The organism is Kitasatospora sp. NPDC087271 (assembly GCF_044744605.1).
In the GTDB taxonomy this organism is placed as follows: Bacteria; Actinomycetota; Actinomycetes; order Streptomycetales; family Streptomycetaceae; genus Kitasatospora.
In genome coordinates this window covers 375,229-397,135 of sequence record NZ_JBIUYQ010000003.1, presented here as the reverse complement: position 1 = coordinate 397,135, position 21,907 = coordinate 375,229, and the positions used below count along the sequence as shown (strand labels likewise).

18 protein-coding genes are annotated in these 21,907 nt (G+C 71.6%); 13 read left to right on the top strand and 5 right to left on the bottom strand.

Annotated features, from left to right (window positions below; genetic code table 11):
* Nucleotides 1-196: 196 nt before the first annotated feature.
* Nucleotides 197-4,006, top strand: a complete 3,810-nt coding sequence (locus tag ACIO9K_RS08255) for a ricin-type beta-trefoil lectin domain protein (protein ID WP_363619860.1) — start codon at nucleotides 197-199, stop codon at nucleotides 4,004-4,006.
* A 168-nt stretch (nucleotides 4,007-4,174) separates the two neighbouring features.
* Here the strand turns inward: ACIO9K_RS08255 and ACIO9K_RS08250 are convergent, their stop codons facing one another.
* Nucleotides 4,175-4,585 (bottom strand): DUF2637 domain-containing protein, encoded by a 411-nt coding sequence (locus tag ACIO9K_RS08250; protein WP_363619862.1) that lies wholly within the window; start codon nucleotides 4,583-4,585, stop codon nucleotides 4,175-4,177.
* A 1,291-nt stretch (nucleotides 4,586-5,876) separates the two neighbouring features.
* Here ACIO9K_RS08250 and ACIO9K_RS08245 point away from each other — a divergent pair.
* Nucleotides 5,877-7,175, top strand: coding sequence for a terminase gpP N-terminus-related DNA-binding protein (locus tag ACIO9K_RS08245; protein ID WP_363619864.1), 1,299 nt, complete (start codon nucleotides 5,877-5,879; stop codon nucleotides 7,173-7,175).
* A gap of 355 nt (nucleotides 7,176-7,530) precedes the next feature.
* Here ACIO9K_RS08245 and mdlC read toward each other — a convergent pair whose 3' ends face one another.
* Nucleotides 7,531-9,141, bottom strand: coding sequence for a benzoylformate decarboxylase (gene mdlC / locus ACIO9K_RS08240; RefSeq protein ID WP_363619866.1), 1,611 nt, complete (start codon nucleotides 9,139-9,141; stop codon nucleotides 7,531-7,533).
* Nucleotides 9,142-9,406: 265 nt separating this feature from the next.
* Here mdlC and ACIO9K_RS08235 point away from each other — a divergent pair, with 265 nt between their 5' ends.
* From ACIO9K_RS08235 to ACIO9K_RS08205, 7 genes are all read left to right on the top strand, one after another.
* Nucleotides 9,407-10,567 carry an anion permease gene (locus ACIO9K_RS08235; RefSeq protein ID WP_400327906.1) on the top strand — a complete coding sequence of 387 codons (1,161 nt, stop codon included), beginning with the start codon at nucleotides 9,407-9,409 and terminating at the stop codon, nucleotides 10,565-10,567.
* The gene (locus ACIO9K_RS08230) at nucleotides 10,564-10,809 is read left to right on the top strand and encodes a hypothetical protein (protein WP_400327904.1); all 246 of its coding nucleotides are present in this window, start codon (nucleotides 10,564-10,566) and stop codon (nucleotides 10,807-10,809) included. Before ACIO9K_RS08235 ends, ACIO9K_RS08230 begins: the two co-directional genes overlap by 4 nt.
* Nucleotides 10,810-10,996: 187 nt before the next feature.
* On the top strand, nucleotides 10,997-11,647 hold the full coding sequence (locus ACIO9K_RS08225; RefSeq protein WP_400327902.1) for an RNA polymerase sigma factor: 651 nt from the start codon (nucleotides 10,997-10,999) through the stop codon (nucleotides 11,645-11,647).
* On the top strand, nucleotides 11,644-12,261 hold the full coding sequence (locus ACIO9K_RS08220; RefSeq protein WP_400327900.1) for a methylated-DNA--[protein]-cysteine S-methyltransferase: 618 nt from the start codon (nucleotides 11,644-11,646) through the stop codon (nucleotides 12,259-12,261). Before ACIO9K_RS08225 ends, ACIO9K_RS08220 begins: the two co-directional genes overlap by 4 nt.
* Complete coding sequence (locus ACIO9K_RS08215) at nucleotides 12,258-13,037, top strand: 2OG-Fe(II) oxygenase (RefSeq protein WP_400327898.1); 780 nt, start codon at nucleotides 12,258-12,260, stop codon at nucleotides 13,035-13,037. The genes ACIO9K_RS08220 and ACIO9K_RS08215 overlap by 4 nt, the downstream gene beginning before the upstream one ends.
* 115 nt (nucleotides 13,038-13,152) lie before the next feature.
* Nucleotides 13,153-13,677, top strand: a complete 525-nt coding sequence (locus ACIO9K_RS08210; RefSeq protein WP_400327896.1) for a hypothetical protein — start codon at nucleotides 13,153-13,155, stop codon at nucleotides 13,675-13,677.
* 115 nt (nucleotides 13,678-13,792) lie between these two features.
* Nucleotides 13,793-14,305 carry a methylated-DNA--[protein]-cysteine S-methyltransferase gene (locus tag ACIO9K_RS08205; RefSeq protein ID WP_400327894.1) on the top strand — a complete coding sequence of 171 codons (513 nt, stop codon included), beginning with the start codon at nucleotides 13,793-13,795 and terminating at the stop codon, nucleotides 14,303-14,305.
* Between the two features lie 647 nt (nucleotides 14,306-14,952).
* Here the strand turns inward: ACIO9K_RS08205 and ACIO9K_RS08200 are convergent.
* On the bottom strand, nucleotides 14,953-16,332 hold the full coding sequence (locus ACIO9K_RS08200; RefSeq protein ID WP_400327892.1) for a hypothetical protein: 1,380 nt from the start codon (nucleotides 16,330-16,332) through the stop codon (nucleotides 14,953-14,955).
* A gap of 1,088 nt (nucleotides 16,333-17,420) precedes the next feature.
* On the opposite strand from ACIO9K_RS08200, the gene ACIO9K_RS08195 reads away from it, so the two are divergent.
* Both ACIO9K_RS08195 and ACIO9K_RS08190 read left to right on the top strand, forming a co-directional pair.
* On the top strand, nucleotides 17,421-17,921 hold the full coding sequence (locus ACIO9K_RS08195) for a DNA-3-methyladenine glycosylase I (protein WP_400327890.1): 501 nt from the start codon (nucleotides 17,421-17,423) through the stop codon (nucleotides 17,919-17,921).
* Between the two features lie 279 nt (nucleotides 17,922-18,200).
* Nucleotides 18,201-18,716, top strand: a complete 516-nt coding sequence (locus ACIO9K_RS08190; RefSeq protein ID WP_400327888.1) for a hypothetical protein — start codon at nucleotides 18,201-18,203, stop codon at nucleotides 18,714-18,716.
* A 78-nt stretch (nucleotides 18,717-18,794) separates the two neighbouring features.
* Here the strand turns inward: ACIO9K_RS08190 and ACIO9K_RS08185 are convergent, their stop codons facing one another.
* Nucleotides 18,795-19,169: a hypothetical protein gene (locus tag ACIO9K_RS08185; RefSeq protein ID WP_400327886.1), complete on the bottom strand. Its 375-nt coding sequence runs from the start codon at nucleotides 19,167-19,169 to the stop codon at nucleotides 18,795-18,797.
* A 96-nt stretch (nucleotides 19,170-19,265) separates the two neighbouring features.
* Here ACIO9K_RS08185 and ACIO9K_RS08180 point away from each other — a divergent pair, with 96 nt between their 5' ends.
* A complete protein-coding gene (locus ACIO9K_RS08180; RefSeq protein ID WP_363619885.1) occupies nucleotides 19,266-19,457 on the top strand; it encodes a hypothetical protein in 192 nt (63 codons plus the stop codon).
* Between the two features lie 196 nt (nucleotides 19,458-19,653).
* Here the strand turns inward: ACIO9K_RS08180 and ACIO9K_RS08175 are convergent, their stop codons facing one another.
* Nucleotides 19,654-20,001, bottom strand: a complete 348-nt coding sequence (locus tag ACIO9K_RS08175; RefSeq protein WP_400327884.1) for a MerR family transcriptional regulator — start codon at nucleotides 19,999-20,001, stop codon at nucleotides 19,654-19,656.
* Nucleotides 20,002-21,596: 1,595 nt separating this feature from the next.
* On the opposite strand from ACIO9K_RS08175, the gene ACIO9K_RS08170 reads away from it, so the two are divergent.
* The gene (locus tag ACIO9K_RS08170) at nucleotides 21,597-21,764 is read left to right on the top strand and encodes a hypothetical protein (protein WP_363580993.1); all 168 of its coding nucleotides are present in this window, start codon (nucleotides 21,597-21,599) and stop codon (nucleotides 21,762-21,764) included.
* The last annotated feature ends 143 nt before the right edge of the window (nucleotides 21,765-21,907 follow it).

The window sequence follows — 21,907 nt, the reverse complement described above, 5'->3', positions numbered from 1 at the left end:
ACGGAGGGTCAAGCTAAACGAGCCTCATCGAGCCCTCATATTTTGCCGAGCATTTACCTGGGCGCGGGCGACAAAGCGGACAACTGCACACAAGATCACATGCGGTTTGACCTGCGGCTTTTCACTCGCGATCGTTCATCCTCGATCGCCCGCACGAAACCGGCGCGGGCCCTTCGGAGGGACCTCCCGAACCAGCATGAGAACCACCCCAGCCCCGCCGGTCATCACGACCCGTCGGCGGGGCAGACGCCTGCTCGCCCTGACCACCAGCGCGCTCCTCGGCCTCGGCCTGGCCGCCGTCCCCGCCGCCGGTGCCGATGCCCCGGGCGGGGCGCCCGCGCCCGCCGCCCGACCCGTCGCCGGGCCCGCCCCGGACCCGCAGGTCCGGGCCCTGCTCGACGCCCGGGCCAAGGCCAAGGCGAGCGGACAGCCCGTCACCGTGGACGCGCTGACCACCGAGGCCACCGAGACCACCGTCGCCCCCGACGGCCGGCTCGCCACCACCAGCTACGCGGAGCCCGTCCGGGTCAAGCGCGACGCCGGCTGGGCCGCCGTCGACACCACGCTGCACGCCAACGCGGACGGCACGGTCAGCCCGGCCGTCACCCCGAACGCGCTCGCGCTCTCCGGGGGCGGCGGTGGCATGCTGGCCACCCTGACCACCGGGGACGGCAAGAAGCTGGCGGTCGGCAGCCCGTTCACGCTGCCCAGGCCGGAGCTGGCCGGCTCCACCGCGACCTACCGCGGCGTGCTCGGCCCGGACGTCGACCTCCAGGTCACCGCGCGGCCGGACGGCGGCTGGCGGGACGTCATCGTGGTGCGCACGGCCGCCGCCGCGGCCGACCCGGCACTGGCCAGACTGCACTTCCCGCTGAGCGCGGACGGCCTGAGCGCCCACCAGGACGAGGCGGGGAACCTGTCGTTCACCGACGCCGCCGGGGCGGTCCGGTTCCACGCCCCGACCGCCTTCCAGTGGGACTCCACCACCCAGCCGGCCCCGGCCGCTCCGCCGGCCGCCCAGTCCCGCGCCGCCGCTTCGACGGACGCCCCGGCGAGCCTGCGGACCGTCGCGGCGTCGCGCTCGCTGACCCGCGCCGCCGCCCCGGCCGAGGCACCCGCCGCGCCGCCGGCGCCGGCCGCCCCGTCCACCGCGGAGGCGCCGGGCGGGGCCGCCGTGGTCGCGCCGATCGCCACGGCCGTCACGGCGGACGGCATCGACCTGACGCCCGATCCGGCCACCTTCGGCCAGGGCACCGGCCCGTGGTACCTGGACCCGACGATCAGCGCCGACAGCCCCTCCCAGGCCTCCGTCCAGGTCCAGGAGAACTTCCCGAAGACCAAGAACTACAACGCGCTCGGCCAGCTCGGCACCGGGTACTGCGGCTACTCCGACTGCAACGGGTACGGCCGCTACCGCGCCTACTACCAGCTCGGCATCAACGCCGCGATCTGGACCCAGCCCGGCGGCGCCCCGGCCGCCCCCACGGTCTACAACTCGACGCTGTACACCAACGTCACCAGCCAGGCCGCCCCGGGCACCCAGACGCCGCTGGGCGTCTACTGGACCCCGCCGATCGACGGCAACACCACCTGGGAACAGCAGCCCTGCTGGGACAACCTGGGCAACTGCAACAAGGTGGCGGGCGCGACGGTCACCGGCACCGGCGGACTGAACTTCGACGTCACCACCTCGATGCAGCAACTGGCCGCCGGCCACGCCGGCAACTGGACCATCGCGCTGATCCCGGACGACGAGCGGAACAAGCTCTACCGCGTCCACCTCGGCAACAACCCGCACATCACCACTTGGTACGACATCGCGCCCAGCACCTGGGGCCCGGCGACCTCGCCGACCCCCGGCTTCGCGTCCAACCCCTCGCTGAACGCCGCCTGCCAGACCCCGAACACCGGGCGCCCCTGGGACAATCCGGGCTGGATCGGCGCCAACCAGAGCATCACCCTGTCGGCGAACAGCTGGTCGCCGTCCGGGCAGAACCTCCAGTCGAACTTCCACGTGTGGGACGACAACGACAAGGGCTGGCAGCTGGTCCAGGGCTCCGCGTGGGCGGGCGCCTGGAACACCCTGAGCGTCCCGGTCGGCTCGCTGACCGACGGCCACCAGTACGGCTGGCTGGCCAACTCCACCGACGGCGGCCTGACCTCGCCCGACACCAACTGGTGCTACTTCCGGGTCGACAAGACCCCGCCGACCGTCTCGCTCGGCTCGGCCGACTTCCCGCCGTCCGGCACACCGAACCCGAGCCCGAAGTTCTTCGCGAGCGACCCCGGCAACCCGGGCACCTTCACCCTGACCGGCACCGACCCGGCCCCCGCCGGCGGCAACTCCTCCGGTGTGGCGTGCATCCGCTGGACCACCGTCCCCACCAACGCCAACCAGACCGGCTGGGGCTGCGGGGGCGGCAGCGGCAACGGGGAGGGCGTCGTCGCCGGCGGCAACGGCACCTTCCGTTACAGCCCGGGGACCTGGGGCACCAACACCGTCTGGTTCCAGGCCCAGGACAACGCCGGCAACTACAGCCAGGTCGGCTCGTACACCTTCTACGCGCCCTGGAACAAGAACGCCACCCCGGTGTTCGGCAACGTCACCGGCAGCCGCCGCCCCGACGTGCTCACCCCGGACGCCAACGGCAACCTGCGGGTGATGGAGGCCAACACCGACCCCGGCAACGTCCCGGCCGCCCCGGCCGCGGCCGCGCCCGGCGCCCAGGACCCGGCCTTCCGGGGCACCAACTGGTCCAACTACCAAGTGACGCACCGCGGCAGCCTCCAGCGCGGCAGCTTCGTCGACGACGTCCTGGCGCACAACACCACCGGCGGCGGCGAGCTGGCCAAGCACCTGTACAAGGTGAAGAACGACGGCAACGGCCACTTCGACGGCATCCCGACGGACCTCGCCAAGCCCACCGCCTGCTACGGCACCGACAACGTGCTCGCGCCCGACTGCGGCACGCTGAACTACCCGGGCGACTGGGCGCAGGCGAGCCAGGTCCTGGCGCTGGGCACGCCGACCGGTGAGGTCACCAAGCCGGTCACCCTGCCGGACCCGCAGAACCCCGGGCAGACCGTCACGAAGTACACGATCTCCCAGACCGTGCTGCTGAGCGTCGAGAACGGCGCGCTCTGGCTGTACAGCCCCACCGCGGCGGGCACCCTCCAGAACGCCCGCAAGCTGTCCGCCGACAACGTGTGGAACGGCTACGACCTGATCAACCCCGGCCCGGCGGCCGGCACCGCGCAGGCCACCCTGTGGGCCCGCAACCAGGCCACCGGCCAGATCCGCTCGTACGCCGTCACCGGCGGCGCCACACCCGACTACGGCGCGCTGGCCGGCCCGGCCGGCGGCGCGGTGATCCTGGACGGCAGGGGCACCACGGCGGCCAACTACCCGAGGATCGGGTCCTCCGGCGACCTCGACGGGGACGGCCTGCCGGACCTGTGGACCGTCGACGGCAGCGGCCGGTTCGCGATCTGGAAGGGCGCCACGACCAACGGCACCGCCGGGACCAACCAGGTCACCGGTTTCCAGGACGCGGCGGTCATGGGCTACGCCAACGGCTCCGTCGCGGTGCAGAACGCCTGGTCGCCCGGCCCCTGCCTGGACGCCTACGGCGGCCCGGCGGCCGGCAACATCGTCGACGTCTGGAGCTGCTGGGGCGGTACCAACCAGCGCTTCACCTTCGCCTTCGACGGCACCCTCCAGGCGGGCGGCGTCTGCGTGACGCCGGCCCAGAACGCGACCGGCAACGGCACCAAGGTGGTGCTCGCCCCATGCGTGTCGCGTGACACGGACAAGGCGACCGCCGCGGCCCAGCAGTGGCGCTACGACCCGGCCAGCGGCCGGATCACCAGCCTGGCGGCCACCGACGCCCCCTCCGGGCGCTGCCTGGAGGAACCTGGCTGGAACGGCGCCAACGGCACCCAGATGGGCATCTGGGACTGCAACGGCGCCCCGAACCAGTCCTGGAAGCTGATCCCGCTGACCTGACGGCCGGGCGGACAGCACCCCCGACGCCGGCCTCCGCGAGCATCCGCGGAGGCCGGCGTCGGGCGTTTCGGCGGTCAGGGCGAACGCCGCCGGGTTCGCCCGGTCACTCCCGCCACCTGGGCGGCTTCCTGACGACCCGTGCCACACCTTGCTCGCATGGGACGGCGGTCACCGCCGCACCCGCCTCGAGGGGCCCGCCTTGTGAGAGGTGGGGCGTTGCGGTCGTTTTCCGGAGAGGAGCTGACGCACCAACTGGTGCAGCGAAACCACCCCGGTGATCGGTGGCAGGCCTGCGACGATCACATCGGGGATGGTCGGTGAGGCGTCGGCCACGCACAGGCCGGCTGCCGTGGCGGAGAAGGCGACCACCACGACCCACGAGTGCACGGGCCGACGTCCGTCCAGCGCGGCGTGCAGTACCGACAGGCAGCCCACCAGCCACGGCCCGTAGATGACCATCGGCCACAGGTGAGGAAGTCCGCTCGGCGCTCGATTGAGCGCCAGGTTGCGCAGCGGGTCGTAGGCGAGTAACCAGCCCAGCACGCACACCGCGATGACGGTCATGGTGCTGAGTGCCACGAACAGCGAGCCGAGGACCTGTGACCAGGTGGCCTCAGCGGGGGGCGTGCGCCGTCGGTGTCGGGAGATCGGGCGTCTGGGGTCGGCGCCGGACAGGCCTGGATCGCTGACGGGAGCGCGGGGGTGCGGGACGAAGGGACTCTCCGGGTCCCAGGTGCCCAAGGCTTCGATGGTCGGGTACGTGGGCAAGTCCTCTGGTTCGAACTGGGTGGCACCAGCGTGCGGGGGGAGGAAAGCGGCTCTCGGGTCATACACGGCGCCCTCCATGTCCTTGCCGTCTCCGCCGGGCGACGGTTGCCCGTCCGGCGCACATCTCGCTCGTCATGCGCCGGTCGGGACCGGCTCCGCGCCACAGCGTCTGACGAAGTCCTCCTCAAGCTGACGGAGCGTCCGCAGGAAGTCGGCCAGGTAGCTGGAGCAGTGCTGCAGAACGACCCGTTCGCCGTTGCATGACAAGTAGCCGATCCGTACGTCACCCGCCGGGTTCCGCCGATCCGGGACGAAGAACCACTCGCCGAGCCTGGTTGCCGGCTCCTTCGGCAGGCGGTGCGGCAGAGTCATTGGTTGGCACATTGAACTCATGCCCCATCAACGAAATGGCTGCCGGGATGCGTATCCGGCATCCGGGCGTCGTTCCATATTCAGCATTCCGGCGCTCTCCGAAAATACCCGGACCGGGTCAGGTCCGGCTGCGTTCCGGGGCCCGCCCGGGGCTGTCGCAAATTCCTGTGTTGGTGCAGACGGGCCCCTGGGGGATGTCCAGGCGGTCGAGCGGGCGGGTGAAGGGCCGGCGGGAGGTGTGCCGGTATCAGTGGTGAAGGCGGTGTCGTGGCCGGAGTGGACCCGGTTCTCGATGTTCGACCGGAGCTTTGCCGCGTTCGTGGCGGGCCTGGCCCGCGCCCTTGGCGCCGCCGCCACCTGCGGACTCACATGACTGGCCCTTTACTTTCGGCGCCGGAAAATGGATTTCCGGTGAATCCTGATTTCCGCCGGCCTCCCGGGTGGCGAATGGTCGATTCAGTGAGCCGCTGCCCGCCGGCCGATTACCGTGGAATATGGGCGTCGTCCCATATGAGTTTCCGGTGCGGCTCGTCAAACCTCCCCGGAGATGCGGGCCGTGACGTAATTCATCTCGATGGCGGCGCTCCCTGAAATTCCCCAGGGCGCACGCCCGGCGCTCGATCCCCCCTCTATTCGTTCGGAGTGGTCGTGTAGCATTTGCGGCCGTACGGGGATCGCTCAAATTCAGAGCCCCGCCTGCGGGTGAAGTCCAGGTTGTGAGGAGCAGTGGATGCTCACCAAGGAGGAATACGAGAATGTGCGGGACCTGCACCTGCAGGGATGGTCCATCTCGGCCATCGCCCGGCACCTGGGGCATGACCGCAAGACGGTAAGGCTCTACCTCCGCGGGGAGCGGACCGTGGGGATCCGCAGCTCGGCCCAGGACCAGCTCTCCGCTTTCCTCCCGTACTGCCGGCAGCGACTCGCGGACGATCCGCACCTGCCGGCATCCACGCTGTTCGACGAGGTCTCGGCGTTGGGCTATCCGGGTGGATATTCGACCTTCACCCGGGCCGTACGCAAGCACCGGGTCCGGCCGGCCTGCGAGTTCTGCGGCTCAGCCGGGTTCGGTGACGGCGGTGTTGCCCCGCGTTCGGCGGACGAGAAGGTCCGGTTCGAGTGGCTGGAGCTTCCCGGGCCACCGGCGGAGTGGGACGGCAGGAGCCCGGCCCGGCTGCTACTGGGCTCGGTCGCCCGGCCGGATCGTTGGCGCGCCGTGATCGTCGAAGGCGGAGAACTCCCGCAGCTCGTCGAGGGGATCGACCAGGTGCTGCGGCGGCTGGGCGGTACCACCGGATGCTGGCGGTTCCGCCGGTCGCCGACCGTGTGGTGCGTGGACACCGGTCGGGTGACGCCGGCCTTCGCGCGGGTGGCCAAGTACTACGGCGTGACGGTCAAGGTCTGCCGGTCCGACCGGGTCAGTGCCATGGACGCGGCCCATCGCGCCACCGTCCAGAACTGGTGGCTCACCGTTCCGGACGGTCGCTCCCTCTGGAGTGCCCAGGAGAGCCTCGACCGGTACGCGTCCGCCCTGGACGACCGCGGCCGCACGGTCGGCGACCCGGACCAGTCGGCTCCGGCGACGGCGCTGCTGGACCTGCCGGGCACCCCGTACCCGCTCCAGAGCTGCGTCGACCGCACTGTCATGCCGCAGGGCTTGGTGCCCTATCGCGGGAACTTCTACGCGGTCTCGGCCGATCTGACCGGTGCGGAAGTGCACGTCCGGCGACGCCTCGGGGAATCGTTCCTCTCGATCACCGCCGCGAGCGGAGCGGTCATCGCGTGCTACGCACTGGCGCCGCAGGGCGCTGGGCTGAGGCTGGTCGACCGCGACAGGGCCATCGTGTTGGAACGCCCGGTCCGCCCGCCCCGTGTCGAGGCCCCGCCCTGCCCGCGCGGCAAGGACCACCTCCCGCTCTCCCCGGCGGCCCAGGCCGAGGCCGAGGCCCTGTACAGGAACGGTTCGGCGCCAAGGCGCGTGTTCGATTGTGATCAATCTGCGGGAGTTGCCCCCCACCGCGGGGTCTGATCCGCCGGCCGGTCTTGCGTGACACGAGCACAACGTACCGATGAGGAGATCATCGACAGGAGCAACAGCGTGGACTCCCGCGCCACCGTCCCGGTCCGGTCGGTGCGCTCGAACACGTCGAGGAATGCGTCCAGTTGGTTCCTGGACGCAGCCCAGGGGGAGCGGCCTTGTCGTGCTCGCGGAGCGGGTCCGGGCTTCGGCGGAGGCCGCGTGCCGGGTCGACCGTGCGGGCGTCCCGCATCAGGGTCGCCGGCCCGGCCGGGAGACGGGTGGGGAGGCTCAGCCAACGAATCGGACCCGGCGCGCCGACCGCCGGCGCGAGACGGGCGCGGTGCTGGTAGTCGCGCCGCGCGGGCTACAGCGCGGCCCGCTGGGGCCGGGTGGGAACGACGATGACGGTGGGGGTGCCGGCGGTCAGGGCCGCGGTGAACTCCCGCTCCAGGTCCTCGGTGGTCTCCACGTCGACGGCGCGGCAGCCGAAGCCGCGGGCCACCGAGGCGATGTCCAGCCCGGGCAGGTCGAGCCCGGGCACCCCGGGGGTGTCCTCCAGCAGGGCGAACGACTTGAGGATCGAGTACTCGTGGTTGCGCATCACCACGTAGACGATCGGGAGGCGGTGCCGGGCCGCCGTGTAGAGGGCCTGCACGGAGTACTGGAAGGAGCCGTCGCCGATCAGGCCGACCACCGGGCGCAGCACTCCCCGGTCCCGGTCGCCCAGCGCGACGCCGACCGCGGCCGGGACGGCCCAGCCGATGCCCCCGCTGGCCGTGGCGAAGAACGAGCCCGCTCGGGTGGTGGGCAGCCATTCGAGCTGCTGCGCCATGGTCGAGGTCGACTCGTTGACGAAGACCGCGTCCGGCGGGCGGACCCTGCTCAGGGCGGCGTACACCTCGGGCGGGGTGAGCGGCCGGTCCGGGGCGGACGGCAGCACGCGGGGCCGCGGCATCGGCTCCGGAGCGGTCCGCGTCGAACCCTCCTCGACCAGGTCCAGCAGCAGCTCGATCGCCCGCCGGGGATCGCCGAGCAGACTGTCGCCGACCCTCGCGGCCGCGGCCGCCTCCGGGTCGCCGGTGATCTGGAGCAGCCCGGTGCCCGGGGGGAGGTAGTCGCCGGGCACGTACGGGTAGTAGCGGAACACCTCCGCGCCGATCACCACCACCAGGTCGTGCCCGGCCAGCCGGTCGCTGATGGTCTTCACCGACATGCCCAGCGGGCCGGCGAAGAGCGGGTGGTCCTCGGGGAAGGAGACGCGGTCCCCCAGCGGGGCGCCGTAGACGGCGGCGCGCAGTCTCTCCGCCAGGGCGACGGCCGCGTCCCAGCCGCCACCGCGGTCGACCTCGGGCCCGAAGACGAGTGCGGGCCGGCGGCTGGCGGTGATGCGCTCGGCGAAGGCGCGCAGCCGCCCGGGGGCGGGGGCCACCCGCTCGCTCACCGTCCGCACCCGGGTGAAGCCGGACAACGGCCGCTTCCAGTCGTCCATCGGGATCGACAGGTAGACCGGGCCGGCGGGCGGCTGGAGCGCCTGCGCGTAGGCGCGCATGAAGGCCTCGGGGACGTCCTCGGCGCAGGCCGGCTCGTAGGACCACTTCACCCAGGGTTTCGGCAGCTGGGTGGCCTCGCGGTTGCCGAGGTACGGCTCGCCGATCACCAGCTCCCGGTGCTGCTGGCCGGCGGTGACGATCAGGGGCGTGTTCCCGTGGTGGGCCGCCACCAGGTTGCCCAGCGCGTTGCCGGTGCCGGCCGAGGAGTGCAGGTTGACCAGCGCGGGGCGGCCGGTGACCTGCGCGAAGGCGTCGGCCATCGCGATGGCCGAGGCCTCCTGGAGCGCCAGGACGTAGGCGAAGTCCGCGGGGAAGTCCTGGAGGAACGGCTCCTCGGTGGAGCCCGGATTCCCGAAGACCGTGGTGAGTCCGAGCGTGCGCAGCAGGTCGTACGTCACGGTGCGGACGGTGGGGTGCTCAGCCATGGGTGCCAGCGCTTTCCCCCGGGGCGCCAGGGCCTCAGGGCTCGCAGGGACGGGTCTCGGTCCAGCTGGCCGGCAGCCTCCTGGGGCGTGACGGCGACGGGGGACGGCACATCGGTTCCGATCGTCACGCCGGCCGGCTCTTGCAGGAGAGCATCGGCACCGAGGGCCCCGCAACCGGACGAACGGCCGGACGAACGGGTGCGGGGCCCTGGGGCAGGGCGGGTCGGGCGCCGCCTCGGCCGGTGCGCGGGCTAGGTTCGGGTCCGTGACCGGCAACGACGCGGTCCTGGCGCTGATGGTCGCCACGGCGCTGGGCTTCGACTTCACCAACGGCTTCCACGACACCGGCAACGCGATGGCGACCTCGATCGTCACCGGCGCCCTGCCGCCGCGCGTCGCGGTCGCGGTGTCGGCGGTGCTGAACCTGGTGGGCGCGTTCCTGTCGACCGCCGTGGCGGCGACCATCGCCAACGGTCTGGTCGCCACGGGAGAGGTGACCTTGACGGTCGTCTGCGCCGGTCTGGTCGGCAGCGTCCTGTGGAACCTGGCCACCTGGTTCCTCGGGATCCCCTCCAGTTCCTCGCACGCGCTGATCGGCGGGGTGGTCGGGGCGACGGTGGCGGCCGCCGGGGCCTCGGCCGTCAAGTGGCAGGGGCTGGTCTCCAAGGTGATCGTGCCCGCGGCGCTGTCGCCGTTCATCGCCGGTGGGGTGGCCGCGGTGGGCACCCTCCTGGTCTACCGCCTCACCCGCGACGTGCCCGAAGGCCCGCGCGGGCGCGGCTTCCGGCTCGGCCAGATCGGCTCGGCCTCCATGGTCTCGCTCGCCCACGGCACCAACGACGCGCAGAAGACCATGGGCGCCATCACCCTCGCCCTGATCGCCAACGGCACCCTGCCCGCCGGGGCGAAGGCGCCGGCCTGGGTGATCCTCTCCTGCGCGCTGGCGATCGCCCTGGGCACCTACATCGGCGGCTGGCGGGTGATCCGGGCCCTGGGCAAGGGGCTGGTGGAGATCGAACCGCCGCAGGGGATGGCCGCCGAGTCGGCCTCGGCCGCCGTGATCCTCTGCTCCACCGACTTCGGCTACTCGCTCTCCACCACGCACGTGGCCACCGGGTCGATCCTGGGCTCGGGGATCGGTAGGAGCGGCGCCGTGGTGCGCTGGCAGCTCGCCCGCCGGATGGTGACGGCCTGGCTGCTCACCCTGCCGGCTTCCGCCCTGGCCGGCGCGCTGGCCTACTGGGCCGCGAACGGGATCGGCGGGACGGCCGGTGTGGTGGTGATCGTCGGCGCGCTGGTGGCGGCGTCGGTCGCCTTCTTCGCCGCCTCCCGCCATCCGGCCGTGACGCCGGAGAACGTCAACGCCGCGTGGACCGGTTCGGTGGCCCCGGAGCCCGCCAAGGCCAAGGACGAGGTGAGCCCGTGAACTCCTGGATCAACCTGGACGCGGTGTGGAAGATCGTCGTGGTGGGCCTGCTCACCGGCGCCGGACTGCCCGCGCTGTTCGCCCTCGGCCTGCGCCTGCTCAACCCGACCGGCGCGGCCGGCGAGCCGGCCGCCGTCCGGCCCGCCGCCGGGCCGGTCGGCTCCACCCTGGCGGGACTGATCTTCGCGGTGGTGCTCGCGGCGATCGGCTGGGGCATCTCCGTCATCGTCAGCCACCACTGACCGCCCGCCGTCCAGGCCGTCTCGGCGAGTGCCGATCCCGCCGGGAGGTGCGGACTCCGCCCGGGCCGTACGTCCGAGTCTGCCCGTGCGCTCGTCCCCGGAGGCAGCAGGCCGGCAGGCCGGGGTCCACGGACTCGGCGGGTGAAAATTCGGATCTCACGTTCTCGGCACCCGCACCGTCTTCCAGGTGAGACAGCAGGTGCAGAAGGCGGCCGGGCACGGCGACGACCCGAAGACCGAGCGGAGGCCGCCGGACTCGGAGGAGGGCAGTGCCGGCCGCGACCGGCCGGCTGTTTCGGGAGCTCGAACACATCGGTTCGGATTCAAGGTCTACGGCAGGGCGAGGATGAGGGAACCGTTCGAGAAGGCGGTCGAGCAACACGGCGCGACCGTGCTGCGGGTGTGCCGGGCGCTGCTGGGGACACACGACGCGGACGACGCCTGGTCGGAGACGTTCCTGGCGGCGATGCGGGCCTGGCCAGGGCTGCCGGAGGCGGCGAACGTGGAGGCGTGGCTGGTGACGATCGCCCGGCGCAAGGCGATCGACGTGCTGCGCGCCGCCGGACGCCGGCCGCTGCCGGCCGAGGAGTTGCCGGAGGCGCCCAGCACGTTGGGCGTTCCGGGCGCAGACGACGGGGAGCTGTGGGAGATGGTGGGGCGTCTTCCGGGCAAGCAGCGGCAGGCGGTCACGTTCCGCTATCTGGCCGGGATGTCGTACGACGAGATCGCGGCGGTCCTGGGCGGGAACACCGCGGCGGCGCGCCGGGCGGCGGCGGACGGTCTGAAGAATCTACGAAAACACTATCCGGGCGCGACCTCGAGAGGAGCATCTACATGAGCGGCACCCGATCCCACGATGACGTCCTGAGCGTGCTGTCGGCTCCCGTCGACGCCGGGACCCTGGCCCGGCTGCACCGCCGGTTGGAGGCCGAGGCCCAGGCCGCCGCCCTGGTCGACATCGCCTACACCGTCGTCGACTCCCCGGTCGGCCCTCTGCTGCTGGCCGCCACCGACCGGGGCCTGCTCCGTGTCGCCTACGCGGTCGAGGACCACGACCAGGTCCTTCAGACCCTGGCCGACAAGGTCAGCCCGCGCATCCTGCGAGCCCCCGGCCGGCTGGACACCGCTGCCCGGGAGATCGACGAGTACTTCGACCACCGCCGTCGCGCGTTCGACCTGCCGCTGGACCTGTCCCTCTCCAAGGGCTTCAGGCAGCTGGTCCAGCAGCACCTGCCGGAGATCGGCTACGGCCAGACCCGCAGCTACCGCCAGGTCGCCGAACTGGTCGGCAGCCCCAAGGCGGTGCGGGCGGTCGGCACGGCCTGCGCGACCAACCCGCTGCCGGTGGTCGTCCCCTGCCACCGGGTGCTGCGCACCGACGGCACCCTCGGCGGCTACATCGGCGGCCTGGAGGCCAAGACCGCACTACTGGCACTGGAGGCCGCGGCATGACCGCCAGCACCGTCACCACCGCGAAGACGGGGAAGACGGCTCCCGGCGCGGACGTCGCCACCGGAGCCGGGCCGTGGGCCGGCCGGGCCGAGACCGCCGACTGGGACGCGGTGGCCGCCGAACTCGACGCGTTCGGAGGCGCTCTGCTGCCGCAGCTGCTCACCCCGGACGAGGCCGGCCGGCTCCGGGACCTGTACGGGCGGCCCGAGTTGTTCCGCTCCACCGTCGACATGGCCCGCCACCGGTTCGGGTCCGGCGAGTACAAGTACTTCCACGCCCCCTACCCCGAGCCGGTCGAGCAGCTCAAGCAGGCCCTGTACCCGCGGCTGCTGCCCATCGCCCGCACCTGGTGGGAACGGCTCGGCCGCACCGCGCCGTGGCCGGACACCCTGGACGAGTGGCTGCAGATGTGCCACGCGGCCGGGCAGTCCAAGTCCACCGCGATCCTGCTGCGCTACGGCGCCGGGGACTGGAACGCGCTGCACCGTGACCTGTACGGCGACCTGGTGTTCCCGTTGCAGGTCGTGATCAACCTGGACCGGCCCGGCACCGACCACACCGGTGGGGAGTTCCTGCTGCTCGAGCAGCGCCCCCGCGCCCAGTCCCGCGGTACCGCCACCCTGCTCCCGCAGGGCCACGGCTACGTGTTCACCACCCGCGACCGACCCGTGCGCTCCGCGCGAGGCTGGTCCGCCGCCCCGGTCCGGCATGGCGTCTCGGCGGTCCGCTCCGGGCACCGGCACACCCTGGCCCTGGTCTTCCACGACGCCGCCTAGCGTCCCCGGCCGCCGCCGCCGGGCCGGTGTCGCGGCGGTCGGACACCGGCTGGGCGGAGTGTGCCGCCCGGACCCGTTGCAGGCAGTGGAAGAGCGTTGACGAGGAAGGCATCTCATGAATCCCCTGACCAGCCCCCTGCTGACCGACCCCCCACCGCCGGGCCCCGATCTGGCAGTCACCGACACCGAAGTCACCGCGCTGGTCGCGCTGGCCGAGGCGCGCGGCGCCCGGAGCATCGCCGTCGGCTCCGGCCGGACCCCGGCCGCGCTGGCGGGCGCCGACGCGATCACCCGGGCCTGGCAGGCCGCCGGTGGCGTCGTGGCCGCCACGACCACCTGGCCGGAGACCGCGGCCTCCTGGCTGTGCCAGGCCCGCCACTTCGCCGACGCACCGACCGACGTGTGGGTGATGACCGGCCCGGAGGTCGGCTGGGCCCAGGTGGCCCGGCGGCTGCTGTGGTCCACGTCCTGGCGGCCCGACCGCACCCTGGCCACCGCCGCCATCGGCCGCCCCGCCGTGCTGGCCCTGGTCGGCGCCCGGCAGCTGCGCGGCCTGACCGGAGCCGACGCGAACGGCGCCACCTGGACCGTCACCGACGACGGCGTCCTCACGGTCACCGGCCCCGGCGTATCACGATGACGGCACTGTCCGATCTGCCGGAGGTGCCGCGCGATGCGGCCGGAACGCGTCTCACGTTTCAGGGCACCCGCGCGTCTTCACCACGAACAGGCAAAGGCGCAGACAGGAGATCGACATGGACGTCCGACACGCCTACGTGGACAGCTCGGTGGGACGGCTCCTGGTCGTCGCCGACGACGACGCCCTGATCGGGCTCTACTTCCCGGGCTACCGGTACACGCCCCGGCCCTCGGCGTGGGGCCGGCGAGCCGACGCCTCGGCCGACCCGGTGCTCGCCCAGGCCCGCAGCGAACTCGACGAGTACTTCGCCGGAAAGCGGCAGGTGTTCGACGTCGCGGCGGCGACGAACGGCGACGAGTTCCAGGAACAGGTCTGGGCGCAACTGCGCAGGATCCCGTACGGCGCGCGGATCACCTACGGCGACATCGCGGTCGAGCTGGGCAGCAAGGGGTTCGCGCAGTCCGTGGGCCAGGCCGTGGGGCGCAACCCGGTGAGCATCGTCATCCCCTGCCACCGCGTGGTGGGCGCGGGCGGCAAACTCACCGGATTCGGCGGCGGACTGGAGCGCAAGCAGCTCCTGCTGGACCTGGAGGAGCCGGTCGAGACCCGGGTCGGACGACTGTTCTAGGGCGTGTTTCGAAAGTGCTGGTCGCAGCCATCAACGAGTGGCTGTGACCACGTGGTGGGCGGTGAGAGGCGGGTTCGGGGGGCGTGGCGCCCGTGCTGCTGCGGGAGCGAGAGGCTGTGGGCCGTGGAGAGGGGGGGAGTGGTTGCGCAGGGGAGGCTGAGCGATCGCCAGGCTGCTGCGGGTGCGCGAGAATAGCGTCCACGGCCGTCCAACTGCTCGGGGAACTGCCGGTAGTGCAGGCTTCGGGCCTGTCTGTCCGGCCCCAGGTCCCTTTCTCGCACGGCGAGCTGGCCAGTGGGCAGGCGTCCGAGGTGGCCGCGTCCTTCACCGGGTGGGCGCCGGAGGTGTCCGCTTCCGGGGGCCGGACCACGGGCTCGGCGCCGACAGCGGTGCCGACGGGGCGTGGAGGGGCTGTGCCCGGACGCTACGGCGCGCAACATCGAGCTGGTGCGCCATCAGTTGAGTCCGGCTGTGACCTGCGGGGTGATGCCCGTGGAGCAACTGCGGGCAGAGCGGCGTGAGGCTTTCCGCCATGGGATCGAACAGGCCGACGGCGCCCTGTGATGACGAAGAACCGGCGTGCCCCCGCCCTGCCGGAGGGGGCACGCCGTCGACTGGACGTCCTCGTTCTGGTGGGACGGTCTTGTCTACTGTTGTTCGGCCGGTTCGCCGTTGGCTGCCGTGGTGTCCGGCGGTGGCGTGTCGGTGTCCGCCCGGGGACGGTCGGGAAGCAGGTGCGTGGCAGGTAGCGGCGTGCGCTCGCCGGAGGCGTCGCTGGTGAAGGGGGTGACGCCCGATCCGCCGGGGAACTCGCCGGTCACGTAGTACTCCGTACGGAACCCGAGGGTCGACTGGGCGCTGAGGGTTTCGCCGTTGGCGCGGACGGGCGTGAGTTCGTGGTGCTCCATCCACAGGCAGCCGGTGCTGTGCGGCGGGATGATGAGCCCGCGTTCCCTGCTGTCCGAGGCCATGGTCGACACGTTGCGGCGGGTTTCGTAGCCCAGTTCGATGGAGGCGGAGACGGAGGCGGTGGTGGTGACACTGGCGCCCATGCCGAACGGTTTGGCGGACGCCTCCACACCGACCGACGCGCCCACGGTGATGCCCGTGGCCACGCTGAAGGACCAGCCCGCCTCCTGGGTGACCCCCGTGGTGATCGTCTGCGACTCCGGCTGGGCCACGGTTCCGCGCGTGTTGTCGCGAAAGAGGACGAGATCGAAGATCCGGCGGCGGCGGAGCCGGTAGAACGGCGAGTTCTGAATCCGCCAGGCCGTCGTGCGGCTGGGGTCGTCGACCAGGACGTAGGGCACGGTCACGATGCGGTCGACCACCCCGACCTGCGCCGGCGGCCTGGCGGGCGACGTCAGGACCGGGATGCCGGGGCCGGAAGCGTGGTGCACGACAGCGGGCAGGTCGAGGATCCAGGTCGTGGGAGTGGGGTCGGGCCGCCCGGCGACGCGCACCGCGGTGAACCCGCCCACAGGCAGGAACAGGCGCTCGTCACGATCCCCGTCCGGGTACGGCGGAGTCACCACCGACCACAACCGCGTCCCGGCATGCTCGAACAAATGCTCGCCGACTTCGCCCCGCCGCGCGTAGCGCCATCCGTTGTGCACCCCCTGCCTGATGCACACACCGGTCTCCAGCGGGGGCGCGGAAACAGAGGCACAGTCACTGAGGGCGACGTATCCCGATGGAGGTATCGGCCGCCAGACCGCGGAGGGCACGCTGCCCGGATACCCGGCAACACTCGGGAGATCACCGATCCGTTCCCACCGCACGCACGGTCGTATCAGGCTCCTGTCTGCGGAGACGTCCCGCAGCATCAGCGACCCCACGTCCGCGAGGTTCCTCCCGTTCGAGAATTGGAATCCTGCGGGCCGCCAACCGGGCTGCCCGACGGCACCGACGAGGATTCGAGCGTGGCTGTTCGCAGGCTCCACTGCGGGGGCGAGCCTGGTGGGCCAGGCCATCCGAACGCTCGTGGTGTAGTGCAGTTCCAGATCGCCGTAGCGTTGAACGATCACACAGACTCCTTCGCGGAGGGTGATTACCGTTCGGTCTCCTCCTGACAGTACGGGCCAGGCCCCCGCCCCCGAAGAGACAAACAGGCCAACAACACGACAGGCCGCAGCCTCACACCCGCAGGAAGGCGCAGCGGCCCGTTGTGGTGCGGTGCAGGCATCAGGCGGGCACCGCTCTGCCGCACCGCAAGCCGGTCAGGGGCGAGCACGCAGAGCCGACCCCGGCGCCGTCGCTCAAGAAGTCCCGCGCCCTTCGGCTGATCGGCCAGGGAGCAGTGGGCCCCGGACGGGCTTCGGCTGTGCGGTTATCTTGGAGGGCCAGAAGTCGTGAGGCGTGTCGACTGAACTGGCTTCGACATTTATGCAGGTCAGGGGCGGTTTTGCCATCTCCCGGGCCTGGAGGGAGGGGGAGTCCCGAACGGGACCTGAGCTGCCGAGGAACAGGGCCGGGTCTACGACTTCTTCCGCCGGTGGCAGCGCGACGGCACGTGGAAGCGGATCCTGGAACAGCTGCAGGTCCAGGCTGACGCGCGAGGTCTGATCACCTGGGATGTGAGTGTGGACTCGACCGTCTGTCGCGCCCACCAGCACGCCGCTGGCGCGCGAAAAGGGGGATCTGCAGTGCGAGCCGCCCGGCGGGCTCGACACTGAGCCGGACGTCCACAGGTTCAGACGGTCCCGGGGCGGCTTGACCACGAAGATCCGCCTTGCGACCGAGTAGGGGCAGAAGCCGCTGTCGCTGCTGATCACCGCAGGGCACTGGCACGACAGCCCGCAGTTCCAGCCGGTCCTCGCATCCGCGTCCCCCGCGCCGGTCCTGGACAGCCGCACATCACGCCCGGCAGGGGCCGCGCCGACAAAGTGCACGGCTCCCGTGCGAACCGTTCCTGCCTGCGCAGGCGCAGGATCAGGTGCACACCCAGCCCCTTTGAAGAACAGGGAGGAACCCTCCCCGATGGCCAGCGACACCGCCCCCGCCCCCGAACACTCCGTCGACCCCGGGGTGGTGATCGGCGAGGACGGGCTCGCCCGCCCCGCGTGGGCCGGCACCGATCCGCTGCTCCGCCAGTACATACGACACCGAGTGGGGCATGCCCGTGCGCGACGAGCGCGGCCTGTACGAACGCATCAGCCTGGAGGCCTTCCAGGCCGAGCTGTCGTGGGCGACGATCCTGTGTAAGTGCCCGGCGTTCCGCGCCGCGTTCGACGACTTCGACCCCGACCGGATCGCCGGCTACGGCGACACCGACGTCGAACGCCTCATGGCCGACGCCGGGATCGTCCGCAACCGCGCGAAGATCCTCGCGGCCGTGGCCAACGCCCGGGCGACCGTCCGGCTGCGCGAACACGGCGGCCTGACCGACTTGGTGTGGGGGGTTCAAGCCACTCGACACCCCCAGGCCGCGCACGTTCGCCGAGATTCCCACCACCTCCCCCCGATCGCAGGCCCTGTCCAAAGCGCTGCGCGCACAAGGGCTCGCGTTCGTCGGCCCGACCACCATGCACACGCCCTGATGGAAGCCATCGGCGTCATCGACACCCACCTGCTGGACTCCCACCGCCGCGGTTCCTCCGGAATCTGGCCGGCATGACCCCCACCACAGCGCCCGCCCGCGGCGGCGGATCAGGCCTGGGGCGGATCCTCGGAGAGGGCGGGAAGCCGAGCAGCGCTTCGTTCAGTGCGAGCCGGCACAACCAAGCGCGGTACCAGCCGACTTGTCGGTATTCGACCTGCTCTGACGGGAGCCGCACGGCCGTCCACCCATCCCCCTGCGAGGCCGGGCCGAGGGAGGCGTAGTGTGCGCGGTGTGAAAGAACTGATCTTCCGGGGGAAAGACAGATTCCGCCCGAACTGGTCCGATCTCGGGCCGGTGCTCATCGTCGTCACGGTCGAACTCGTCGCCGGCCACCTGAAGTTCCACCTCGGCCTCGGCCCCATGGTCCTCCTCGTCGGCGGGACCGTGGTGCTGGCCGCCGCGAGCCGCCTCCTCTCCACGCGGTACTGGAGCAGGGTCGGCACCGACGGAGTCACCATCTGCTGGGGGTTCGGCCGTGGCCGCACCTACTCCTGGCAACAGATCTCCTGGATCGACGTGTCGGAGATCCAAGGCCGCGGCGCGCCCACACGCGTGGCCCGGATCCACACCACCGACGGTCGGCGCCACTGGATGTCCACCGTGATGGCCAGCGACCTCCACCCGTCGGAGGACTTCGACGCCGACTTCAGGCGGGTCGTCGACTGGTGGAAGCACAGCACCAGTCCGAGCCGGCGCGTCCTGCCGGAGAAGAAGTTCCGGGACCGGCTGACGCCCGTGAGAACCGCGGTGCTGTGCACCGTCGTCCTCGCCGCCGTCCTCTTCGCCTTCACCGTGGTGCTGGCCCAGTAGCCACCTGAACGCGTCGGCCCGGCTCTCCTGACGGGCGGTGGGCCGTGGCGCCGGGTTGTGGAGATCAGTCGGCCCTTGTCAGCGAGCCGGTGGGGTGAGGACTGCGCGGTCGAACGGGCCACCGTGTGAGGTGGCGTACGTGACGGCGTCGTTGACGGCATTGATGCCGAAGGACCGGACCCGTTCGGGGGCGAGGTCGAGGGTGCCCGAGGCGAGGAGCCGGATGATGCCGACGTTCGCGGTACGCGGGTACTCCAGCCGTGCGGACACGGTGCGGTACTGCTCGGTGAGGTAGGGGCCCATACCACTCGCCCGGACCTCGTAGGCGGTGGTCCGCTCGGTGGTGTAGCCGCGCAGGACGCCACGCGGCTGGGCGTCTACCCATCCGGCGGCGACAGCTCCCTCAACGACGAGACCGGCGTCGTCGGCCTCGGCCTCGACTACCAGGACCACCTGTACGTCGTCGTCGACGAGTCCGACACCCTCGGCGCCAACGACTGGGGCCTCACCGCCTGCCGGCTCGCGCTGAGGCTGCGCGCGGACGCGATCGTGGTCGAGGCGAACTACGGCGCCAACATGGCCCGGCAGATCCTCAGCCAGGCGTGGGACCAACTCGCCCGCGAAGGGGAGACACACGGCCAGCTGATGCCGCTGATCGTCGAGGTCAACGCCAAGGTCCGGACGCCGGTGACCAGCCCGAACGGGAGCGGGCGCGGGTGGAGTCCAAAGGGCTGGCGTTAACGCACCACGCGTCGGTGCCGGTCCTGGATGAGGGCCGGCGCGGTCTCGTTCACCGTCTTCGCGTGAGGCGTGCCGGAGTTGTGCCGCCCATCTCCGGGGCGACCAGGCTGTGCAGGGTGAGGTCGTCCGCCCCGTACGGCCCTGTGCGTGGGCCGTACGGTTGGGCGGAGCTGTGGGCCGGGTTGCCGGACGCCGGTCAGGTGTCGGTTGCGGGTTCCTGGTCGTGCGGGGTGCGGCGGAGTTGTTCGTTGAGGCGCAGGGCTTCTTCGAGTTGGTCTTCGAGGATGATGATGCGGCAGGCGGCTTCGATGGGCGTGCCCTGGTTGACGAGGTCGCGGGCGCGCATGGCGATGCGCAGCTGGTAGCGGGAGTAGCGGCGGTGGCCGCCTTCGGAGCGCAGGGGGGTGATGAGGCGGTGTTCGCCGAGGGCGCGTAGGAAGCCGGGGGTGGTGGCGGTCATTTCGGCGGCGCGGCCCATGGTGTAGGCGGGGTAGTCGTCGTCGTCGAGTTTGTCGGGTGTGTCGGGGCTGGTCGTTGTAGTCACTGCACCTCTCTGGTTCTCGGGGAGAACGCGTCGAGGGGCCCCGGGGCCGTATCGGCTCCGGGGCCCCGAAGGGGAACAACACCATCTACCGGCCTGGGCCGGTCCTGTTGCTTCCGCGCTGCCCCTGGGGAGGGTCGTGCGGGGATCGCGTATGCGTGACCGGAAACCACCGTCCTTGCGTTGGGGTCTGCGGTGTCCGCCCGGGCGAGTGTTCACGGGCCGGGCGATCCTGATGGCGCTTGTGCCCTCCGTTCATCCTCTGTACTGAACTGTCACTTTCGTACTGCTGGTACTGCCGGTACTGCACCTGCTGAACTGCGTACTGCTGGTCGGTGGCCGTGAGGGCCCACCCGGTCCGGGAGCCCGGTCCCGCCGGCCGTCCCGCGTCTGCGGTGGCCTGGAACCCCACTGCCCGGACCCCTCGGCACGCGCGCCCGCAGTCTGGGCGCCTTTGCCGAGGCCGTGCCTGTCTCGCGACTGCCGGTACTGCACTCACTGAACTGCGTCCTACCGGTACCGCTGGTGGCGGCCCCTGATACCTGCGGGCCGCCCGGTCCGGAAGCCAGCTCCGTTGCCGTCCTGCACCTGCCTGGCTTCGGAACTCCACTGCCGGACCGACCTGCGAACTTCTGTCCAACAATCCCGGCCAGTTCGTGTCTGGCCGGTATCGCCGACTGCTGTCTACGAGAGAAACGTTAGACCCACCCACGAGCAATGTCTACTCCGGCGCACACAGATTTTGCGACGTCCGTGACTGAGGTAACCTTCCGCTGCGCGGCGGCGGCAACCCCCCGAGCCGCCGCCGCGCACCCGCAACTGGCCGAGCACTACAGCCGGGCCGCCGAGTCCCACCTCGACCTGATCACAGCCCGGCGGGCTATCGACCCCGACCTGATCGCCGGGCAAGCGGTGATCGTCCCCAAGAAGTTCTCCTACTCCGGGTCCGTGCACTCCTTCTCGGTCCTCGGGGGCGGTTTCTCCGGGGACTTCACCGACGAGAAGGGCGTCGAGTACGAGATCACCGGTGCCGGAGGCGGCCTGAGCGTCGGAGGCGGAGACGTCTGGGGCACCCTGTGGACCAACGGCCACCTGTCCGACTACGGGCTGGACCACCCGCTTCGAGGCGACCACCACCGCGGCCATGTTCAACATCAACCTGTGGGGCCTGGACGGCGAGTACATCGGTTCGTTTGTCGGTGGCGGAGCGGAGATGGGCGTCGGCGCCATGGGCGGACAGGGGAAGATCGACATCAAGCACTGACAACCACCACCTCTGGCCGCGTTGCCATCGTGCAGCGGCAGTGCAGGGTGATCGTCTACGCGGTCGGCAAGTAGCACGGGCGCGGTCCCCGGATTCCACCGACTTCTGGAGGCCGCCGGGCTGTCAATGCCTCTCGTTCACGCCGAGGAGCGGGCCATCGCCCGGCGGAGCGCGAGAGCGATCGGGCTCTCCGAGGGACGGTCGCCGTCAGTCCGCACAGACCAGCCGTCAGTCCGCACAGACCAGCTGCCAGCCAGCTGCCTCCGGTAGGCGTAATCAGGTGGCGGACGGCTCGTTGGTCCAGGTGCTTGACGCCCCGAAGAAGGAGAACCCCATGCCCGAGCCCGAAGAGTACGTCGACGAGCAGCCCGAACTGGTCGTCCACAGGGTCGCAGACCCGCAGGACGACGGCTCCGACCCCATTGCGGATACCGCCGACCAGGCACTCGGAACGCAGGCACGGACGCGCGCCGGCGGCTTGATGGACCAGGGCCAGATGTAGCAGAGGCCCGGGCGGGTGGGGGGGGGGGGGGGGCCCCCCCCCCCCCCCCCCGGGGGGCGGGGGGGGGGGGGGGGCCCCAAACACCCCGCGGTGGGGGCGAGGGGCCGGGGGGGAATGGGGCCCCCCCCGGGGGGTGCCGGCGG

Bases quoted from the DNA above. Each gene is read 5' to 3' on its own strand.
- ACIO9K_RS08170 (WP_363580993.1), top strand. From the start codon at position 21,597: ATGCCCGAGCCCGAAGAGTACGTCGACGAGCAGCCCGAACTGGTCGTC.
- ACIO9K_RS08215 (WP_400327898.1), top strand. From the start codon at position 12,258: ATGACCGCCAGCACCGTCACCACCGCGAAGACGGGGAAGACGGCTCCC.
- ACIO9K_RS08195 (WP_400327890.1), top strand. From the start codon at position 17,421: ATGCCCGTGCGCGACGAGCGCGGCCTGTACGAACGCATCAGCCTGGAG.
- ACIO9K_RS08210 (WP_400327896.1), top strand. From the start codon at position 13,153: ATGAATCCCCTGACCAGCCCCCTGCTGACCGACCCCCCACCGCCGGGC.
- mdlC (WP_363619866.1), bottom strand. From the start codon at position 9,141: ATGGCTGAGCACCCCACCGTCCGCACCGTGACGTACGACCTGCTGCGC.
- ACIO9K_RS08245 (WP_363619864.1), top strand. From the start codon at position 5,877: ATGCTCACCAAGGAGGAATACGAGAATGTGCGGGACCTGCACCTGCAG.
- ACIO9K_RS08220 (WP_400327900.1), top strand. From the start codon at position 11,644: ATGAGCGGCACCCGATCCCACGATGACGTCCTGAGCGTGCTGTCGGCT.
- ACIO9K_RS08255 (WP_363619860.1), top strand. From the start codon at position 197: ATGAGAACCACCCCAGCCCCGCCGGTCATCACGACCCGTCGGCGGGGC.
- ACIO9K_RS08205 (WP_400327894.1), top strand. From the start codon at position 13,793: ATGGACGTCCGACACGCCTACGTGGACAGCTCGGTGGGACGGCTCCTG.